The organism is Duganella sp., assembly GCF_039595735.1.
Classification (GTDB): domain Bacteria; phylum Pseudomonadota; class Gammaproteobacteria; order Burkholderiales; family Burkholderiaceae_D; genus Rugamonas.
Genome location: NZ_JBCNLB010000017.1, coordinates 89,674 through 106,910, shown reverse-complemented (window position 1 = coordinate 106,910; position 17,237 = coordinate 89,674). Strand labels below are relative to the sequence as shown.

Below are 17,237 nucleotides of genomic sequence, written 5' to 3'. Positions count from 1 at the left end.
AGAAAAACACTTACACCAGGTCGAACACCGCCATCGATTCAACGTGCGAGGTGTGCGGGAACATGTTGACCACGCCGGCTTTATCCAGCTTGTAGCCGGCCACGTTGACCAGCACATTGGCGTCGCGCGCCAGCGTCGACGGGCTGCACGAGACATACACAATGCGCTTCGGCAGGAACTCCGGGTTGGTCTTGCGCAGTTCGCCCAGCGCCAGCGACAGTTCCATGGCGCCGTCGCGCGGCGGGTCGATCAGCATGCGGTCGAATTTACCGAGGTCGATCAGGTCCTGCGGCGTCACTTCGAACAGGTTGCGGTTGTAGAAGGTGGTCTTGCTATCCAGGCCGTTGGCCTTGGCATTGCTCAGCGAGCGGTCGGTCAGCGCCTGGCTGCCCTCGATGCCCACCACCTCGCGCGCCAGTGTCGCCAGCGGCAGCGTGAAGTTGCCGAGGCCGCAGAACAGATCGGCCACCCGGTCTTCCGGCTGCACGTCCAGCAGGCGCAGCGCCTTGTGCACCAGCACGCGGTTGATGTGGTGGTTCACCTGGGTGAAGTCGACCGGCTTGAACGGCATGCGCACGCCGAATTCCGGCAGCAGGTAGTGCAGCTGCGGCTCCAGCGGATAGAACGGCGCGGCGGTTTCCGGGCCTTTGGTCTGCAGCCAGAACTGCACTTTGTATTGATCGGCAAAGGCCTTGATCTTGGTTTCGTCGTCGGCGCTCAGCGCGTCCATGATGCGCAGCACCAGCACGGTGACGTCTTCACCGATGGCCAGTTCGATCTGCGGGATCTGGTTGTACAGCGACAGCGAACCGACCAGCGCGCGCAGCGGCATGAACATGTCCGACACGTGCTTGGGCAGGATCTGGCAGCTCTGGATGTCGGCCACGAAGATCGATTTCTTTTCCTTGAAGCCGACCAGCACCGTGCCCTTCTTTTCCACCCAGCGCACCGACAGGCGCGCGCGGTAGCGGTAGCCCCAGGTCGGGCCGTACATCGGCCGCATGATGTTGTCGGCGGTGACTTTGCCGATGTGCCACAGGTTATCTTCCAGCACGCGCTGCTTGATCGCCACCTGGGCGCTGGGCTCGATGTGCTGCATGGAGCAGCCGCCGCAGTAGTCAAAGTGTTCGCACTTCGGCTTGACGCGCATCGACGACTCGCGGTGCAGCGCGGTCATTTTGGCCGCTTCCCAGTTCTTCTTTTTCTTGAAGGTTTCAAAGCTGACGCGCTCGCCCGGCAGGGCGCCTTCCACGAACACCACTTTGCCCGGCGTGCCGTCTTCATTGTCCTGCATGTGGCCGACGCCGCGGGCGTCCATGTCGAGCGATTTGATGTCGATGGTATTTTCTTGCATAGCGTTCAATATTGAATGAGAAGGCGGCTTAAAACCGTCACTCCGGCGGAAGCCGGAATCCATACTCAGTTCGCAGGCATGCGCAAGGGCTATGGATTCCGGCTTGCGCCGGCATGACGGATCGGAGGCCAACGGTCGTTGCGTCGGGCCGATATGATAGCAGACTACAGCAGCGAATCGCGGACCACGCCGCGCGCGGCCATGGCCCGCTTGAGCTTGACCAGCGCTTCCTGCTGGATCTGGCGCACCCGCTCACGCGTCACGCCCATCTCTTCGGCCAGGGTTTCAAGGGTGGCCGGATCGTCATTATCGAGGCCAAAGCGGCGCATGATGACGATGCGCTGCTTGTCCGGCAGCTTGGTCAGCCAGTCGCGCACCAGCACCGTCATTTCGTGATGCTCGGCGCGGGCGTCGGGACTGTCCTCGCTGTCGCCGGGCAGCATGTCCATCAGCGACGATTGGGGATCGTTGTCCAGCGGCGCATCCAGCGAGGTGGCGTGCTCGGACAGCGCCAGGATGTCCTGCACCTCCTCCACCGGCCGGCCGACCAGCTCGGCGATATCCTCGGCGGTGGCGTCCTTGCCATTGTGGTGCTGGGCTTCCAGGTGGTATTTGCCGCGCAGGATCTGGTTCAGCTCGCGCACCATGTGCACCGGCAGGCGCACCGTGCGCGCCTGGTTCATGATGGCGCGCTCGATGCTCTGGCGTATCCACCAGGTGGCGTAAGTGGAAAAACGGAAACCGCGCTCGGGCTCGAACTTGTCGATGGCGCGCATCAGGCCAATGTTGCCCTCTTCGATCATGTCCAGCAGCACCACGCCGCGGTTGATGTAATGCTTGGCGATCGACACCACCAGCCGCAGGTTGTGCTCGATCATGGTCTGGCGGGCGCTGAAATCGCCGGCCTTGGCCAGGGTGGCGTAGTGGACTTCCTGCTGCGCGGTCAGCAGCGGGCGGGTGCCGATCTGGTTGAGATAATGCTGGGTGGTGTCGGTCGACAGCTCGGCGGCCAGCACTTTCTTGAGCTCGTCGACGCTTTCCAGGACCGCGCCGGCTTCCGGCAGGTCCGCATCGTCTACCCCATCGATCGCGGCATCATCGTTGGCTTCGTCCCGGAAATCGTCCGGGAGAGCATCGTCATCCATCTGATCGTGCGGCGTAGAGGTCATCTCATCGGCTCAGCTAGCGGTTGGGCAGGAAGCGGGACGGGTCCACCGGTTTGCCCTGCTGCCGTATTTCAAAGTGCAGCTTGACGGAATCGGTATCGGAATCGCCCATTTCCGCAATCATTTGTCCCTTGCTTACGCTCTGCCCTTCCTTGACCAGGATGGTGCGGTTGTGTGCGTAGGCCGACAACAAATTATTACTGTGCTTCACAATAACGAGATTACCATATCCGCGGATGCCGCTGCCGGCATACATCACTTTTCCTGCGCCGGCAGCCACGACCTGCTGGCCCGCCTTGCCGGCGATGTCCACGCCCTTGTTCTTGCCCTCGTCGAAGGTGGCAATGACTTTGCCGTCGGCCGGCCACACCCAGCTCAGGTTGGCGTCGTCAGCAGCCAGGGCCGGAGCGGCAGGCGCGGCCGGGGCCGGCGTGCTGGCGCGCGGTGCCGCAGGCGCTGGCGCCGGGGCTGGCGCGGCGGCCACTTCCTTGCCGTTTTCGGCGCGCTGCAGCTCGGCCAGGTTGGCCTCGGAATACGGTTTCTTGTCGCCTTTCGGACCGGTTTTCTTGACCACCGGCGGTGGCGGCGGGGTCTTGTCGGACGGCGGCATGATCACGGCGGCGGTTTCCACGCCGCTGCCATTGCTCTCGGGCGGCAGCACGCGCAGCACCTGATCGACCTTGATGTCGTTCGGGTTGGCCAGGTTGTTCCAGACCACCAGATCGCGGTAATTCTGGCCAAATTCCAGCGCGATGCGGATCAGGGTATCGCCCTTTTTCACGGTGTACAGGCCGCGCTCGTCGCGGGCGACCTGCGCCGTTTCACTTGGCGTGGCGGGCTTGACGGCCGGCGGAATCGTGCGGTCTACGACCGGGGCCTGGTTGGGAGTGGTACCGCAGGCGCTCAATAAAGCGAGCGCAAAGCTCATCAAGAGCACATTACTTTTCTTCGTCATTCTCATCGTCGTGTCTAGTGGGTCGGGCGCTAAATCACGCCCGGACGCAACGGCACGAAATGGCAGTCTTCCAGCGTCTGGCTGGCCCATTCCGTCTTGCCGAGGCGTGTAATCAGTTCCAAATGCTGCGTACGCGTCCCCACTGGCGCGACCAGACGACCGCCGATGGTCAGCTGCTCCAGCAGGGCTTGCGGCACCTCCATCCCGGCCGCGGCCAGAATGATACCGTCAAACGGGGCCGCTTGCGGCAGCCCAAGCATACCATCTCCGTAATGCAGACGCAGATTCGGTACCCGCAGGGGGCGCAAATTGGCCTTGGCCAGCTCGTGCAGCGGCTTGATGCGCTCGATCGAATACACTTCCTGCGCCACGCAGGCCAGCACCGCCGCCTGGTAGCCGCAGCCGGTGCCGATCTCCAGCACGCGCTTGAGCTGGCCGCCGTTGCGCATCACCTCGATCATGCGCGCCACGATGTAAGGCTGGGAAATGGTCTGGTGATGACCGATCGGCAGCGAGGCGTCGACATAGGCTTGCGGCGCCAGGCCCTCGTCCATGAACATGTGGCGCGGCACGGTCTCCATGGCGTTCAGCACCACCTGGTCCTTGACGCCCTGTTTGGCAATGCGCTGCACCATGGCGCGCCGCACAGCGTCCGACACCAGCGGATTCGAGCGCGGCGCGGCGGCTGGCACCGGCTGGGCGCGCTCCATGGCGTAACTGTGCGACTTGGATGGGGTGGCCACCGGGCGCGGGCCGGGATACTGGGGCGGCGCGTGGCGCGCGGCGTTCTGGGTGGCGGTTTGCGGTGTTGCCACCGGCCCGAAGACCGTTGCCTTTTTGGCCCCCTTGTCTACTACCGAGGACAGCGGCAAAGGAAAGGTACGGTTTTTGTCGGTCATGCCAAGGCCTTTGCCAATGCACTGAGTTGGGAGGTGTGGGTCAGATCGATCTGCAGCGGGGTGATCGAGGTCTTGCCGTTGGCCACGGCATGGAAATCCGTGCCCTCGCCGGCATCCTTGCAGGCGCCCGGCGGGCCGATCCAGTAGATATCGCGGCCGCGCGGGTCCTGCGCCCGGATCACCGGCTCCGACTGGTGGCGCTTGCCGAGCCGGGTCGCCGCCACAGCGTTAAGTTGCTCATAAGGACGATTGGGTATATTCACGTTCCACAGGCAGGGACGCGGCAGCTCTTGGTAGAAGCGCTGAATCAGGTCGCGCGCATGGCGGGCGGCGCCTGCAATGTGCTCCCAGCCGTAGGCGCCCTGCGAGAAGGCAATCGACGGGATGCCAAACAGAAAACCTTCGGTAGCGGCCGCCACGGTGCCGGAATACAGGGTGTCGTCGCCCATATTGGGGCCGTTGTTGATGCCGGACACCACCAGATCGGGCTTGTAGTCCAGCACGGCGGTCAGGGCGATGTGCACGCAATCGCTGGGCGTGCCGTTGACAAAATAAAAACCATTGGCCGCGCGCTGCACCGACAGCGGCCGGTCCAGCGACAGGGAGTTCGACGCGCCCGAACGGTTGCTGTCGGGGGCCACCACCACGATGTCCGCGATGGGCGCGAGCGCCTCGGCCAGCGCATTGATGCCAGGCGCGAGGTAGCCATCGTCATTGCTTATCAGGATTCTCATACCGGAGATTTTACCTGAAGCAATGGCCGGACTGCGCACGCCGGCAGCCCGGAAAACAGATAAATTTCGCTCACCGCGACGGCGTGCGCGGCGCCGACAGGTAACCGTCCAGCGCCACCAGCTCGTCCGACGAGCGCGACCACAGGCTGTTGGCCGCCGCCGCGCTGCGCGCCCGCCCGGGCCGCACCAGCGCATCGCCGTAATCGTCCATGGCGGCATTCTGATGCAGTTCGTGCACCGGCTGCAGCTCGACTGCCGGCATACCCAGTTGCAACTGCAGCTCGACCAGCTGCTCGCGCGCCTTGCGCGTCTCCGGGTGATCCGGTCCCAGCCGCCGCAAATGGGCGTGCAGCACCGTTTCCAGCAGACTGCGCGCGGCGTCCAGCTCTTGCATATGCACCAAGGTCTGGGCCAGCGCCGTCTTGCTGCGCAAGGTATCGGCATGCTCGGCGCCCAGCAGCCGCTTGCGGGCGGCCAGCACCTGCTCCTGCACGCTGCGGGCATGTTCGGTGTCGCCGCGCTGCAGCAGCAATTCGGCACGCGCGGCCTTGGCGGACAGCGTCAGCAGATGCTCGGCGCCGAGCAGCCGCATATACGTATCGATCACGGCATCCTGAATCGCCAGCGCCTCGGCCAGCCGGCCTTGCAGGCCCATGGTGATGGCCAGCGCGCTGCGCGCCGCCAGCGTATCGAAATGCTCGGCGCCCAGCAGCCGCTCACGGGCGTCCACCACGCACTCCTCCAGAAACTGCGCCTCCTCCAGCTTGCCCTGCAGCCGCAGCGCCGTGGCCAGATTGGTCTTGCTGACCAGCGTATCCGGGTGATCCTCGCCCAGACCACGCTGGCGCAGGACCAGACTCTCCTCAAAACAGGCCAGCGCCTGACGCAGCTTGCCCTCGCGCCGGTACAGCTCGCCCAGCAGATTGAGGTCGCGCGCCAGCGGCTGGGGCACGGCGCGGCCGGCGCCGCCGCCCGCCTCCAGCGCGCGGCGCGCCTCAGCAATCGCGGACAGCAAGTGGATTTCGCGGTGCGACTGCCACGGAAAATAGCCGGGAGCCAGCCACGCCAAAAAAGCCTCGAAGGTGCGGGTCAGCGAAAAGCGGTCGCCGCCCTGATCGAGCTGCACCGCCACCTGTTCGCCATAGGCAAACGTACGGGTCTGCTGCAGCTGCACCTCGTCAAAGTAGCTCTCCAGCGACAAATGCTGCATGCCGTAGCAATCGCGTATCAACTCCTCAAAGCTGGGCTGGTAACCCAGAATCCGCAGACGCTCATCGCCGCGGCGCCACTGGGCGCGCTGCAGACTGTCGCCCATTTCTATGCGCGACGGCAAGGGATAGACCAGCAATGGCCGCTGCTCATCCTCGTGGCTGCGGCGGTAGGTGGTGGCGCGCGCCACCAGCGCCTGCACCCCTTCCAGACTCTGCCGGTTGGGCGTGAACACCACCACCAGTTTGCGCGGGAGCAAGGTGGTGCAGATGCCGGCGCTGTCGGTGCGGCCCGTGCGCGAATCGACCAGCACGTAGCGGAAATGGCGCGACAGCCGATCGGCAAAACAACGGAACAGCGCCGGGCAACTGTAAAACAGTTCCTCCCAGTGCATGGCGGCCAGCCGCTCGCCGTAACTGTCGTCAAAGCGGCCGGCGCGCATCAGGTAGAGCTGGCTGCCCTGATCGACCCGCGTCACATATTGCCCCCAATCAATCGTCGACAGCACATCGTGCGCCCAGTCTTCATCGTCCAGCGCGGCGCCGTTGCGGTGGTGCTGAAGTTGCTCGCGGCAATGCTCGAACAATTCCAGCACGCCGGGCCTGGGCTCTTGCTGCTGGTCGGCAAAATAGTGGTGCAGCCCCGGCGCTTCGAGATCCCAGTCGATCATCAATACCGGCGTGGTGGCATTTTGCAGGCGCGCCAGCAGCACAGCGATATTCGACAGCGCCATCGTGCGCCCGGTGCCCCCCTTGTAAGAATAGAAAGTAATCACTTCGCCGCTGGTGCTGAGCGGCGGCAGGGTCAATGGATGGAGTTCCATGGCAAACCTTTAGCGTGGGAAATGTGGAGGAGGAATGGCACGCCACTCCGGGGGGATCTCGGGCAGCACGAAACGGCTGCAGTCGTGCCCGGGCGGCATGCTGCGTTTTAGACAGTGGTAATGCTCGGCAATGCGGTGGACGATTTTTTCAATGTCCGGGAGGAAGTCGGGATTGGTTTTCAGGTCGCCGCTGGCCAGGGTGTAGCGGGAAAAATCCACATACATGCCCGGTCCGGCGATTTGGGGCGGCAAGCCGCTGGGATGGCGCGTCATGATGACGGGAATAATCAGATGGCTGGGCAAGCTGTACCACTGCTTGCGCTCGCGCTCAATAAGTTGCATTGCTGCAAACTCACGGCGGGTATAGCCGTGGGCTTCATATTTGGGTGTATAAATGGCAATCATGCAAACGCTCTCGCACAGGGCGCGGGCGATCTTCTCGTCGAGGTCATCGCCGCCGCCGAGTTGCTCGCTATCAACAAACAACTCGTCTTCGTTGTCGAAGTGGGGTTCGAGATAGCACTTCAAGGCATCGATCAAATCGTCCTTGAACTTACTCATATAAGTATGCTGGCCATGGGCATAACTGAAAAAGCAGCCGTGACGGATAGTCATGACATCCTCCCTGCGTTTAACCAACTCTAACAAGCCATAATGCAGAGACTTTGAGTTAGAACAAACGTGCGACAGGCGGAACTTTGCGCAAACGGCTGGCAGTTTCAGGTAAGATAAAAATATAACGACCGTTCTTTTTTATAACCAAAGGAGACCCGCATGAAAGCAGTCGTATGTGAGACCTGGGGGGCACCGGACACGCTGACCGTGCAAGATTTACCAGACCCGCGCCCCGGTCCGGGACAGGTGGTGATCGACGTACGAGCGGCCGGCGTCAATTTTCCGGACGTACTCATCGTGCAAGGAAAATACCAATTCAAACCGGAACTGCCGTTCGTGCCGGGCAGCGAAGTAGCGGGTGTCATCCAATCGACCGGTAGCGATGTGACAACTTTCCAACCCGGCGACCAAGTCATCGCCTTCGTCCCCACCGGTGGTTTCGGGCAACAATTATTAGCACCAGCACAAGCCTTGATCCCAATGCCGTCCGGCATGGATTTCGACACCGCGGCCGCCATCACCCTCACCTACGGCACCTCCTACCACGCGATAGTGGACCGGGCCAAGCTAAAAAATGGTGAGAACATGCTAATTCTTGGCGCGGCTGGCGGGGTCGGCCTGGCGGCCGTCGAGATAGGAAAAGCCCTTGGAGCCCGCATTATTGCTTGCGCTTCGACTGATGAGAAGTTGGAAGTATGCCGCCAGCATGGCGCCGACGTCCTGATCAACTACAGCCAGGCGGACTGGCGCGAGCAAGTAAAGACCGCGACGGGCGGCAAGGGTGCGGACGTGATATACGACCCGGTGGGCGGTGACTATGCCGAGCCGGCGTTCCGCGCGACTGCCTGGGGCGGGCGTTACCTGGTGGTGGGATTTGCCAACGGCGAGATTCCCAAACTGCCATTGAATTTAGCCTTGCTGAAAGGCGCCTCCCTGGTCGGTGTATTCTGGGGCGAACACACCAAGCGTGATCCAAAAGGCAACATGGCAAACATGCGCCAGCTGCTGCAGTGGTTACACGAAGGCAAAATCAAGCCACGCATATCGGGGCGTTACAAGTTAGAAGATGCGGCCCAGGCGCTGAATGACATGGCCGCCCGCAAAGTCACCGGCAAAGTGGTGGTATTGCCGCACTAACAATTCGGGGTCAGCTCTGACATTCGGACATTGCGGAACTAATTCAAAATTATTTAGTTCCCGAATGTCCGAATGTCAGAGCTGACCCCAAATTTTTTAACTGAAAGTTACTGCTCGGAATTCTTGTTTTTGAAGAATTCGATCACGACTTCCTGTTCGCGGGTGCGTTTGAAGGATGGCAGGCTTTGCCAGATGCGGCGGCCGTAAGGCTTGGAAATCACGCGCGGGTCGCACAACATCAGCACGCCACGGTCTTTTTCGTCGCGGATCAGCCGGCCGGCGCCCTGCTTCAGGTTGATGATGGCTTCCGGCAGGGTGTGGCTCATGAAGCCGTTTTTGCCTTGCTTTTCCATCACTTCCAGCCGCGCTGCCAGCACCGGATCGTCCGGCGGCGCAAACGGCAGTTTGTCGATGATGACTAATGACAGGGCATCGCCGCGCACGTCCACGCCCTCCCAGAAGCTTTGCGAACCGATCAGGACGCCATTGCCGGCTTTGCGGAATTGGTCCAGCAACTCGGTGCGGCCTTTGTCACCCTGCACAAACAGTGGGTACGGCAGGCCCCGCTTCTCGAATTCGTCGCGCAGACGCTCGGCGGCGCGCTTGACGGCACGCAAAGTCGTGCACAAAAGGAAGGTTTTTCCGCCGGCGGCCTCGATGACCGGCAGCGCCAGGTCCAGCACGGCATCGGTGTAGCCGAAGGAATTCGGGTCCGGCAGGCCGGTCGGTACGTACAAAATGCCCTGTTCTTCGTAGTTGAACGGGCTCGGCCACGACATCGATGGCTCGTTATTCAAGCCCATTTGCTCGGCAAAGTGGCTGAAGTCGTTTTTTACCGCCAGCGTTGCCGAGGTGAAAATCCAGCTGCGCGGCACGCCTTCGCGCTGGCCGTTGAAGATCGGCGCGATCGACAGCGGCGTCTTGTGCAGCTGCAGCGAGGAGGCAAACGCCTCTACCCAGAACACCGCTTCCTCGCCCTTGGCCACCTTGGCTTTGGGATCGAATTTCCAGGCCGCCAGCCGCGCCACCAGGTCGACGCCGCGCTGGCGGCATTGTTCCAGCGTTTCCGCGCGCTCGGCGTGCTTTTCCAGCACGGCCATCATGCCGTCCAGCTCGTCTTTCAGGGTTTCCAGCGCCGGGAAGAAGTCGCTCGACGGGGCGATCTGCGGCAGGGACAGGCGCACAATGTCTTGCGGGAAGGTCAGGCGCAGGTCGCGCGCGGCTTTTTCCACCACGGTCACGACCTTGCCCCAGTCGGCGCCGTCGCGCGCATTCGACAAGCCTTCGGCCAGCACATCGCGGCACAGTTCCAGCACTTGCGAGGTGGAGAAGGTATCGCCAAAGAACAGGGTGGCGGTGTCCGGCAGCTGGTGCGCCTCGTCAAAGATGATGGTGTTGGCCGACGGCAGCAATTCAGTGATGCCGGAATCCTTCAGCGCCACGTCGGCAAAGAACAGGTGGTGGTTGACTACCACCACGTCCGCCTGCTGCGCTTCCTTGCGCGCTTTCATGACGAAACAATCCTGGTAGTACTGGCATTCCGTGCCCATGCAGTTGTCGCGGGTGGAGGTCACCAGGTTCCAGATCAGTGCATTTTCCGGCACCCGCGCCAGTTCCGCCTTGTCGCCGGATTTGGTCATTTTCAGGAAGCGCGAGATTTCGCGCAGGTAGCCGACGTCGTCCCGCGAGGTCATGCGGCCGTTCTGCAGCGTACGCTCCAGGTGGTAGTGGCACAGGTAGTTGGAGCGCCCTTTCAGCAGCGCCACCGACACCGGCGCCTGCAGCGCGTTGCGCACCGCCGGGATGTCGCGCAGGAACAGCTGGTCCTGCAAGTTCTTGGTCCCGGTCGAAACAATGGTCTTGCCGCCCCACAGCAGCGCCGGCACCAGGTACGCAAAGGTTTTGCCCGTGCCGGTGCCCGCCTCGGCAATCAGCGTGGTCTGGGTGGCGATCGCCGATGCAACCGCCTTGGCCATTTCGGTCTGCGAGCGGCGCGGGCGGAAGTCGCCCACGGCCGGCCCCAGCGGTCCGCCGGCGCCAAACAGGCGCTCGACCTCGGAATCATACTTGCCGGGAGGCTGTTCAGGCGTGGCGCCGATGACGGCGGGAATGGCGTCGGAGGTCGCGGCGGGAGGAAGGTGTTCGGTCAAAATGGGTCGGGGTGCTTACGCCGGAACGTCAGGCACCAATTGCATTTTCAGCAGAGTGATATGGTCTTTCAGTTGCAGCTTGCGCTTCTTGAGGCGGCGCAATTGCAGTTGATCGTGGTGTCCATCCAGCGTGAGCATGTCGATGACCGCGTCCAGGTCGCGGTGTTCGACGTCGAGTTCGATCAATCGACGTTGGATATCTTGTACATCAGTCATATTTCTCGGCCAAATAGTTTCACTGGAACAACATGGGTCTTGCACACAAACTGCGACACGGTGCATAGTTTAATCTACGGCGCGCCCGCCGCCAACAGAATGATCGTGCCGCGGCCGTTCAGGATACATTGTCGACTATGAGCGCTTACAAAATCGAAGCCGGGACCGCCCAGCACATCGGCAACCGGCCGCAGCAAAATGATCGCGTCGCCCTGTACACGGCTGCCCAGGCGCCGGGCTACGTCATGGCCGTGCTGGCCGACGGCAACCACAGCCCGATCGGCGCCGACCAGGTGCTGCTGACCGCCAAGCACCTGTTTGACGAATACCGGGTGGGCGACAGCGCCAACCTGGCACGCCTGCAGGAACTGCTGCGCAATATCGCGCTGGAAGCCCACCAGGTGATCACCATGAATCCGCTGGCCGCTAGCGCCGAGCCGCAAAGCGCCCTCGCCGTGCTGGTGCTGACGCCCCAGGCGCAGGCGGTGTGGGCGCATGTGGGCGACGCCCGCATCTACCGCTTCCGCGGCGAGACCTGCGCCATGCGCACCAACGACAGCGCCTACGTCGAGCACCTGATCCAGCACGACAAGCTGCCGCCGGAGGCGGCAAAGAAGCACCGCGGCTCGCGCCTGCTGAACAATACGCTGGGCAACAGCCTGAAACCGCCGTTTGTCACCACCGGCTGGCACGAAGGCTTGCAGGCCGGCGATGCGCTGATGCTGTGCTCGGACGGCCTGTGGCAGCTGTTCCGGCCCGAAGAGCTGGCGGCCGCGGTACAGCGCAACACGCCGCGCCAGGCCGCCGAACGGCTGATCGGCAAGGCCGGCGAACGCGCCCAGGGCAAGGGCGACAATTGCTCGATGGCCATCATCAAGCTGCTGGCGCCGCCGGCGCAGGGGCCCGGCTACACCGTGGAAACGATGCGCCGCGCAGTCTGATTACTTGGCCGGCGCCGGCTGGGCCGCGGCCTTTTTCTCCTCGGCTGCGCGGCGCTCGGCAGCGCGTTCAGCTTTGGCGGCGTTTTCCGCCTTCTTGCGCGCCACTTCCGCCTGGCGATGCTCGGACTCGGCCTTCTTCCTCTCAAACGCGGCGACGTTGGCGGCACGCTGGCCCGCTTCGGCGGCATCCTTCTGCTGCTGGCGCTTGACCCTGGCGGCATATTCCGCCTCGCGGTCGGCTACGCGCTGGCCAGTCGGCGCCGGCGGCGCGGCTTTTTCCTCGTGTGGCGGTTTCGGCGGCTGGGCCGCGCGCAGCGCGGCTTCCTCGGCGTCCTTGCGCGCGCGTTCGGCCAGCTCGGCATCGCGCCTGGCCACCGAGTCGGCGCGCTTGAAGTGCTGGGCGTCGACTTCGCGCGCGCGGATGGCGGACAGCGCGACGCGGCGTTTTTCCTTGGCCTTGTCCAGGCAGTTGTTGACGAAGAACTTGGTCGAGCATTCGCGCTCGCTGGCGGCAAACTCCTCGTTGACGGCGGCGCGGTCCCTGGCCACCTTGTCCAGTGCAGCGTTGGCCTGCTCTACCGAAGTCACGTTCTGGGCCTGGGCGGCTGCCGCCGTGGCAAGCAGCAATGCAATCAGTGCTTTCATAGTCCGATCCTGTTACGCCAGCGAGGCGGCGGCGCCGCGCTGCTGGCGATTCATGTATTCCTGCGACTGCATCTCGACGATGCGCGACACGGTGCGATGGAATTCGTTGGCCATGGCGCCGGTGGTGTACAGCTCTTCCGGCGCCACTTCCGCCGACATCAGCAGTTTAACGCCCTGGTCGTAGAACACGTCGATCAGCCAGGTGAAACGGCGCGCTTCGGACGACATGGCGGCCGACATCATCGGCACTCCGGACAATATCACGGTATGGAAGCGGCTGGCGATTTCCAGATAGTCGTTCTGCGAGCGCGGTCCGCCGCACAGGGTGTTAAAGTCGAACCAGATGATGGTGCCGGCGCGGCGCAGGGCGCGGATCTCGCGCGCCTCGATGCGGATCACCGGGTCTTCATCGGCGGTCTCCGCCACGCTGGCATAGGCGTCGCGCAGCGCCTTGTCGGTCTGGGCGTTGAGCGGCGTGTAGTACGCCTCCACCTGCTCCAGCGCGCGGCCGCGGTAGTCGATGCCGGCGTCGATGTTCATCACGTCCAGCTTTTCGTACAGCAGCGCGATGGTCGGCAGGATGCGGTCGCGGTGCAGGCCGTCCGGGTACAGCAGCTGCGGATCGTAATTCGAGGTCATGATGAAGGACACGCCGTTGTCGAACAGCGCCTTCAGCAGGTTGTACATGATCATGGCGTCGGCCACATCCGAGATGTGGAATTCGTCGAAGCAGATCAGGCGGTATTTCTTGGCCACGCGCTTGGCCACTTCGTCAAGCGGATCGGCCACGCCGCGCAGCTCGTCCAGCTGGCGGTGGATGTCGCGCATGAATTCGTGGAAATGCAGGCGCGTCTTGCGCACCAGCGGCACCACCGAGTAAAAACTGTCCATCAAGAACGACTTGCCACGCCCCACGCCGCCCCACATGTACACGCCCTTCGGCACCGCCGGGCGGTTGATCAGGCGCTTGAAGGTGCTGGAACGCTGCGATTTGTACTCCACCCATTCGTCATAGCATTGCTGCAAACGGGTGATGGCGCGCTGCTGCGCCTCGTCGGGCTTGTAGCCGCGCTGGGCAAGCGCGTTGTTGTAGTACTCTTGGACGTTCATAGTGTTCATTCTGCACAAACAAAAATGGCGGGCCATGACGGCCCGCCTTTCAAACCTTACTTCGAAGGTTGCTTCAAAACCTGTGCTGCGAGGCGCGGCGACAGTGCGTTAGCACGGCGAGCAGTCGCAACCAGGCAGCACGCGTTTTTAAGCGACCGGCTTAGAAGTTCAGCGTGCGCTTGTCGATCGCCAGCGCGGCTTCCTTGGTCGCTTCCGACAGCGACGGGTGAGCGTGGCAGATACGCGCGATGTCTTCGGCCGAGGCCTTGAACTCCATCGCCACCACGGCTTCCGAAATCAGTTCCGACGCCATCGGGCCGATGATGTGCACGCCCAGGATTTCGTCGGTGGCCGCATCCGCCAGGAACTTGACCATGCCCGAGGTATCGCCCAGCGCGCGTGCGCGGCCGTTGGCCAGGAACGGGAAGGTGCCGGCTTTGTACGCCACGCCGTCGGCCTTCAGTTGCTGCTCGGTGCGGCCCACCCAGGCGATTTCCGGCGAGGTGTAGATCACCCAAGGGATGGTGGCGAAGTTGGTGTGGCCGTGCTGGCCAGCCATGCGTTCGGCCACTGCAACGCCCTCTTCTTCCGCTTTGTGCGCCAGCATCGGGCCGCGTACCACGTCGCCAATCGCCCATACGCCTGGCAGGTTGGTCTTGCAGTCGTCATCAACGGCCACGAAACCGCGCTCGTCCAGCGCCAGGCCGACTTTGTCCGCAGCCAGGCCGTTGGTGTTCGGGGTGCGGCCGATCGACACGATCAGCTTGTCGAACACGGCGGTGTTGGCTTCGCCCTTGGCGTTGTCGTATTCCACGGTGACGTTGTTGTCGCCCTTGGTGACTTTGTTGATCTTGCAGCCCAGGTTGATGCTCAGGCCCTGCTTGGTGAACAGTTTGTTGGCTTCCTTGGCGATCTGCTCGTCGACGGCGCCCAGGAAAGTCGGCAGACCTTCCAGCACGGTCACTTCCGAACCCAGACGACGCCATACCGAACCCATTTCCAGGCCGATCACGCCGGCGCCGATCACGCCCAGCTTCTTCGGCACGTCCGAAATGGCCAGTGCGCCTTCGTTCGACAGGATCAGTTTCTCATCGAATTCCGCGCCTGGCAGGGCACGGGCGTTGGAACCGGTGGCGATGATGACTTGCTTGCCGACGATGCTTTCGTTGGCCGGGGCCGACACGGTCAGCGGGTAGCCTTCAGCGGTCGCGGCGCCGGCAAAGGCGGCGCGGCCGTGGAAGAAGGTCACTTTGTTTTTCTTGAACAGGAACAGGATGCCATCGTTGTTTTGCTTCACAACGGTGTCCTTGCGCTTCAGCATTTGCGGCAGGTTCAGCGACAGGCCGGCAACGTCAATGCCGTGGTCCTTGAACGCGTGACCGGCGTGCTCGTAGTGTTCCGACGATTGCAGCAGCGCTTTGGATGGAATGCAGCCGACGTTGGTGCAGGTGCCGCCCGGTGCCGGGCCGCCTTTTTCATTTTCCCATGCGTCGACGCATGCCACCGAGAAACCCAGCTGTGCAGCGCGGATAGCGGCGATGTAACCGCCAGGACCGGCGCCGATAACTACTACGTCAAATTGTTTACTCATTTTTTAATTTCCAATCAGTTCGTCTTCTGGAACGAAGATCCACAACAGAATGTAGAGTGCGAGGCCGAAGCCGAAGGTCAGCACAAACAGCACAAACAGCAGGCGCCAGATCCAGGAATCGACACCGGTAATACGCCCCAGCCCGCCGCACACGCCGCCCAGCCAGCGGTCGGTGCGCGAACGGCGCAGGCGCGAGATGTCGTTGGAGGTGGCAGGAGCAGCCTGGTTGTTCAGCAAACGGGCTTTGGCGGCGGCAAACTCTTCGTCCGACAGCGCACCGGCCTGATGCAGTTCATGCAAACGCTTGATTTCTTCAGCAACGCTCATTCATGACCCCTTAGTCAGCCCCCGGACCGGCCGGGGGCACAGGCACTAATTACAGGTCCAGCAGCAGACGTGCAGGATCTTCCAGCGCTTCCTTCATGGCCACCAGGCCCAGCACGGCTTCGCGGCCGTCGATGATGCGGTGGTCGTAGGACATCGCCAGGTAGTTCATCGGACGCACAACGATCTGGCCGTTTTCCACCACAGCGCGGTCCTTGGTGGCGTGCACGCCCAGGATCGCCGATTGTGGCGGGTTGATGATCGGGGTCGACAGCATCGAACCGAAGGTGCCGCCGTTCGAGATCGAGAAGGTGCCGCCGGTCAGGTCGTCCAGGGTCAGCTTGCCTTCCTTGGCCTTGGCGCCGAACTCGCCGATTTTCTTCTCGATTTCAGCGATCGACATCTGGTCGGCGTTGCGCAGGATCGGCACCACCAGGCCGCGTGGCGAACCAACCGCGATACCGATGTCGAAGTAGCCGTGGTAGACGATGTCGTTGCCGTCCACCGAGGCGTTCAGGATCGGGTATTTCTTCAGCGCGGCAACGGCGGCCTTGACGAAGAACGACATGAAGCCCAGCTTGACGCCGTGCTCTTTCTCGAACTTGTCTTTGTACTTGTTGCGCAAGTCCATGACTGGCGCCATGTTCACTTCGTTGAAGGTGGTCAGGATCGCGTTGGTCGATTGCGATTGCACCAGACGTTCAGCGATACGGGCACGCAGACGGCTCATCGGCACGCGCTCTTCCGGACGATCGCCCAGGTTGGCGGCGGCAGGGGCGGCCACTTGTGCCAGGGCTGGCTTGGCGGCTGGCGCGGCCAGCGGTGCAACGGCCGGGGTCGACGGTGCCGAAGCGGCCAGGGCGTCGCCCTTGGTCACGCGGCCATCTTTGCCCGAACCGGCCACGTCGGAAGCCGACAGGCCTTTTTCCGACAGGATCTTGGCGGCGGCCGGCATTGCCACGTCGCCTTTCGAACCGCCGGCGGCAGCGGCAGGCGCAGCGGCCGGAGCCGGTGCGGCGGCGGCCGGCGCGGCAGCAGCGGCCGGCGCAGCGGCCACCGCGGCGCCGCCTTCGGTATCGATAATTGCGATCACTTCGTCAGCCACCACGGTGCTGCCGTCGCCCTTGATGATTTGCACCAGGGTGCCAGCGGCAGGTGCCGGCAGTTCCAGAACAACTTTGTCGGTTTCGATATCGATCAGGTTTTCGTCGCGCGAGATGGCGTCGCCGACTTTTTTGTGCCAGGTCAGCATGGTTGCTTCTGCGACCGATTCCGACAGTTGAGGAACTTTGACTTCGATTTGTGCCATGAAAAAACTCCGTATATTTGTTTTTGCGGCGCCGCCCTGCGTAGCAAAGGCGGCGCTCC

Annotated in this window: 16 protein-coding genes; 2 read left to right on the top strand and 14 right to left on the bottom strand. The window is 62.8% G+C overall.

All coding sequences use genetic code 11. The annotated features are described in order from the left end of the window. Nucleotides 1–10: 10 nt before the first annotated feature. The 7 genes from rlmD to ABDW57_RS22855 form a co-directional block, all read right to left on the bottom strand. On the bottom strand, nt 11–1,354 hold the full coding sequence (rlmD, locus tag ABDW57_RS22885; protein ID WP_343732454.1) for a 23S rRNA (uracil(1939)-C(5))-methyltransferase RlmD: 1,344 nt from the start codon (nt 1,352–1,354) through the stop codon (nt 11–13). A gap of 164 nt (nt 1,355–1,518) precedes the next feature. Further along, nucleotides 1,519–2,523, bottom strand: coding sequence for an RNA polymerase sigma factor RpoS (gene rpoS, locus ABDW57_RS22880; protein ID WP_343732453.1), 1,005 nt, complete (start codon nt 2,521–2,523; stop codon nt 1,519–1,521). A gap of 13 nt (nt 2,524–2,536) precedes the next feature. Then, nucleotides 2,537–3,475: a peptidoglycan DD-metalloendopeptidase family protein gene (locus ABDW57_RS22875; protein ID WP_343732452.1), complete on the bottom strand. Its 939-nt coding sequence runs from the start codon at nt 3,473–3,475 to the stop codon at nt 2,537–2,539. 29 nt (nt 3,476–3,504) lie between these two features. Next, a complete protein-coding gene (locus ABDW57_RS22870; protein WP_343732451.1) occupies nt 3,505–4,374 on the bottom strand; it encodes a protein-L-isoaspartate(D-aspartate) O-methyltransferase in 870 nt (289 codons plus the stop codon). Continuing rightward, nucleotides 4,371–5,108 (bottom strand): 5'/3'-nucleotidase SurE, encoded by a 738-nt coding sequence (gene surE / locus ABDW57_RS22865; RefSeq protein WP_343732450.1) that lies wholly within the window; start codon nt 5,106–5,108, stop codon nt 4,371–4,373. The genes ABDW57_RS22870 and surE overlap by 4 nt, the downstream gene beginning before the upstream one ends. A gap of 70 nt (nt 5,109–5,178) precedes the next feature. Continuing rightward, on the bottom strand, nt 5,179–7,140 hold the full coding sequence (locus tag ABDW57_RS22860) for a tetratricopeptide repeat protein (protein ID WP_343732449.1): 1,962 nt from the start codon (nt 7,138–7,140) through the stop codon (nt 5,179–5,181). Nucleotides 7,141–7,149: 9 nt separating this feature from the next. Next, on the bottom strand, nt 7,150–7,755 hold the full coding sequence (locus ABDW57_RS22855; RefSeq protein ID WP_343732448.1) for a toll/interleukin-1 receptor domain-containing protein: 606 nt from the start codon (nt 7,753–7,755) through the stop codon (nt 7,150–7,152). A gap of 159 nt (nt 7,756–7,914) precedes the next feature. Between ABDW57_RS22855 and ABDW57_RS22850 the strand changes: the two genes are divergently transcribed. Beyond that, complete coding sequence (locus ABDW57_RS22850; RefSeq protein WP_343732447.1) at nt 7,915–8,892, top strand: NADPH:quinone oxidoreductase family protein; 978 nt, start codon at nt 7,915–7,917, stop codon at nt 8,890–8,892. 107 nt (nt 8,893–8,999) lie between these two features. Here the strand turns inward: ABDW57_RS22850 and ABDW57_RS22845 are convergent, their stop codons facing one another. Both ABDW57_RS22845 and ABDW57_RS22840 read right to left on the bottom strand, forming a co-directional pair. Next, nucleotides 9,000–11,003, bottom strand: a complete 2,004-nt coding sequence (locus tag ABDW57_RS22845) for an ATP-dependent DNA helicase (RefSeq protein ID WP_343732485.1) — start codon at nt 11,001–11,003, stop codon at nt 9,000–9,002. Nucleotides 11,004–11,057: 54 nt separating this feature from the next. Further along, nucleotides 11,058–11,258 carry a DUF465 domain-containing protein gene (locus ABDW57_RS22840; RefSeq protein WP_008450659.1) on the bottom strand — a complete coding sequence of 67 codons (201 nt, stop codon included), beginning with the start codon at nt 11,256–11,258 and terminating at the stop codon, nt 11,058–11,060. 137 nt (nt 11,259–11,395) lie between these two features. Here ABDW57_RS22840 and ABDW57_RS22835 point away from each other — a divergent pair, with 137 nt between their 5' ends. Continuing rightward, entirely contained in the window at nt 11,396–12,199 is an 804-nt protein-coding gene (locus tag ABDW57_RS22835; RefSeq protein WP_343732446.1) for a protein phosphatase 2C domain-containing protein, read from the top strand. Here ABDW57_RS22835 and ABDW57_RS22830 read toward each other — a convergent pair whose 3' ends face one another. The 5 genes from ABDW57_RS22830 to odhB all read right to left on the bottom strand — a co-directional run bounded on the left by ABDW57_RS22830 (nt 12,200) and on the right by odhB (nt 17,178). Beyond that, nucleotides 12,200–12,844: a hypothetical protein gene (locus tag ABDW57_RS22830; protein ID WP_343732445.1), complete on the bottom strand. Its 645-nt coding sequence runs from the start codon at nt 12,842–12,844 to the stop codon at nt 12,200–12,202. 12 nt (nt 12,845–12,856) lie between these two features. Beyond that, on the bottom strand, nt 12,857–13,954 hold the full coding sequence (gene zapE, locus ABDW57_RS22825) for a cell division protein ZapE (RefSeq protein ID WP_343732444.1): 1,098 nt from the start codon (nt 13,952–13,954) through the stop codon (nt 12,857–12,859). A 160-nt stretch (nt 13,955–14,114) separates the two neighbouring features. Then, the gene (lpdA, locus tag ABDW57_RS22820) at nt 14,115–15,545 is read right to left on the bottom strand and encodes a dihydrolipoyl dehydrogenase (protein WP_343732443.1); all 1,431 of its coding nucleotides are present in this window, start codon (nt 15,543–15,545) and stop codon (nt 14,115–14,117) included. Nucleotides 15,546–15,548: 3 nt separating this feature from the next. Further along, the gene (locus ABDW57_RS22815; RefSeq protein WP_343732442.1) at nt 15,549–15,872 is read right to left on the bottom strand and encodes a PspC domain-containing protein; all 324 of its coding nucleotides are present in this window, start codon (nt 15,870–15,872) and stop codon (nt 15,549–15,551) included. A gap of 49 nt (nt 15,873–15,921) precedes the next feature. Next, nucleotides 15,922–17,178 (bottom strand): 2-oxoglutarate dehydrogenase complex dihydrolipoyllysine-residue succinyltransferase, encoded by a 1,257-nt coding sequence (gene odhB / locus ABDW57_RS22810; protein WP_343732441.1) that lies wholly within the window; start codon nt 17,176–17,178, stop codon nt 15,922–15,924. Between the last annotated feature and the right edge of the window lie 59 nt (nt 17,179–17,237).

Coding starts and splice junctions, on each gene's coding strand:
- ABDW57_RS22855 (WP_343732448.1), bottom strand. CDS start 7,755: ATGACTATCCGTCACGGCTGCTTTTTCAGTTATGCCCATGGCCAGCAT.
- ABDW57_RS22815 (WP_343732442.1), bottom strand. CDS start 15,872: ATGAGCGTTGCTGAAGAAATCAAGCGTTTGCATGAACTGCATCAGGCC.
- ABDW57_RS22860 (WP_343732449.1), bottom strand. CDS start 7,140: ATGGAACTCCATCCATTGACCCTGCCGCCGCTCAGCACCAGCGGCGAA.
- surE (WP_343732450.1), bottom strand. CDS start 5,108: ATGAGAATCCTGATAAGCAATGACGATGGCTACCTCGCGCCTGGCATC.
- ABDW57_RS22875 (WP_343732452.1), bottom strand. CDS start 3,475: ATGACGAAGAAAAGTAATGTGCTCTTGATGAGCTTTGCGCTCGCTTTA.
- ABDW57_RS22870 (WP_343732451.1), bottom strand. CDS start 4,374: ATGACCGACAAAAACCGTACCTTTCCTTTGCCGCTGTCCTCGGTAGTA.
- lpdA (WP_343732443.1), bottom strand. CDS start 15,545: ATGAGTAAACAATTTGACGTAGTAGTTATCGGCGCCGGTCCTGGCGGT.
- zapE (WP_343732444.1), bottom strand. CDS start 13,954: ATGAACGTCCAAGAGTACTACAACAACGCGCTTGCCCAGCGCGGCTAC.
- rpoS (WP_343732453.1), bottom strand. CDS start 2,523: ATGACCTCTACGCCGCACGATCAGATGGATGACGATGCTCTCCCGGAC.
- ABDW57_RS22830 (WP_343732445.1), bottom strand. CDS start 12,844: ATGAAAGCACTGATTGCATTGCTGCTTGCCACGGCGGCAGCCGCCCAG.
- ABDW57_RS22850 (WP_343732447.1), top strand. CDS start 7,915: ATGAAAGCAGTCGTATGTGAGACCTGGGGGGCACCGGACACGCTGACC.
- rlmD (WP_343732454.1), bottom strand. CDS start 1,354: ATGCAAGAAAATACCATCGACATCAAATCGCTCGACATGGACGCCCGC.
- ABDW57_RS22840 (WP_008450659.1), bottom strand. CDS start 11,258: ATGACTGATGTACAAGATATCCAACGTCGATTGATCGAACTCGACGTC.
- ABDW57_RS22835 (WP_343732446.1), top strand. CDS start 11,396: ATGAGCGCTTACAAAATCGAAGCCGGGACCGCCCAGCACATCGGCAAC.
- odhB (WP_343732441.1), bottom strand. CDS start 17,178: ATGGCACAAATCGAAGTCAAAGTTCCTCAACTGTCGGAATCGGTCGCA.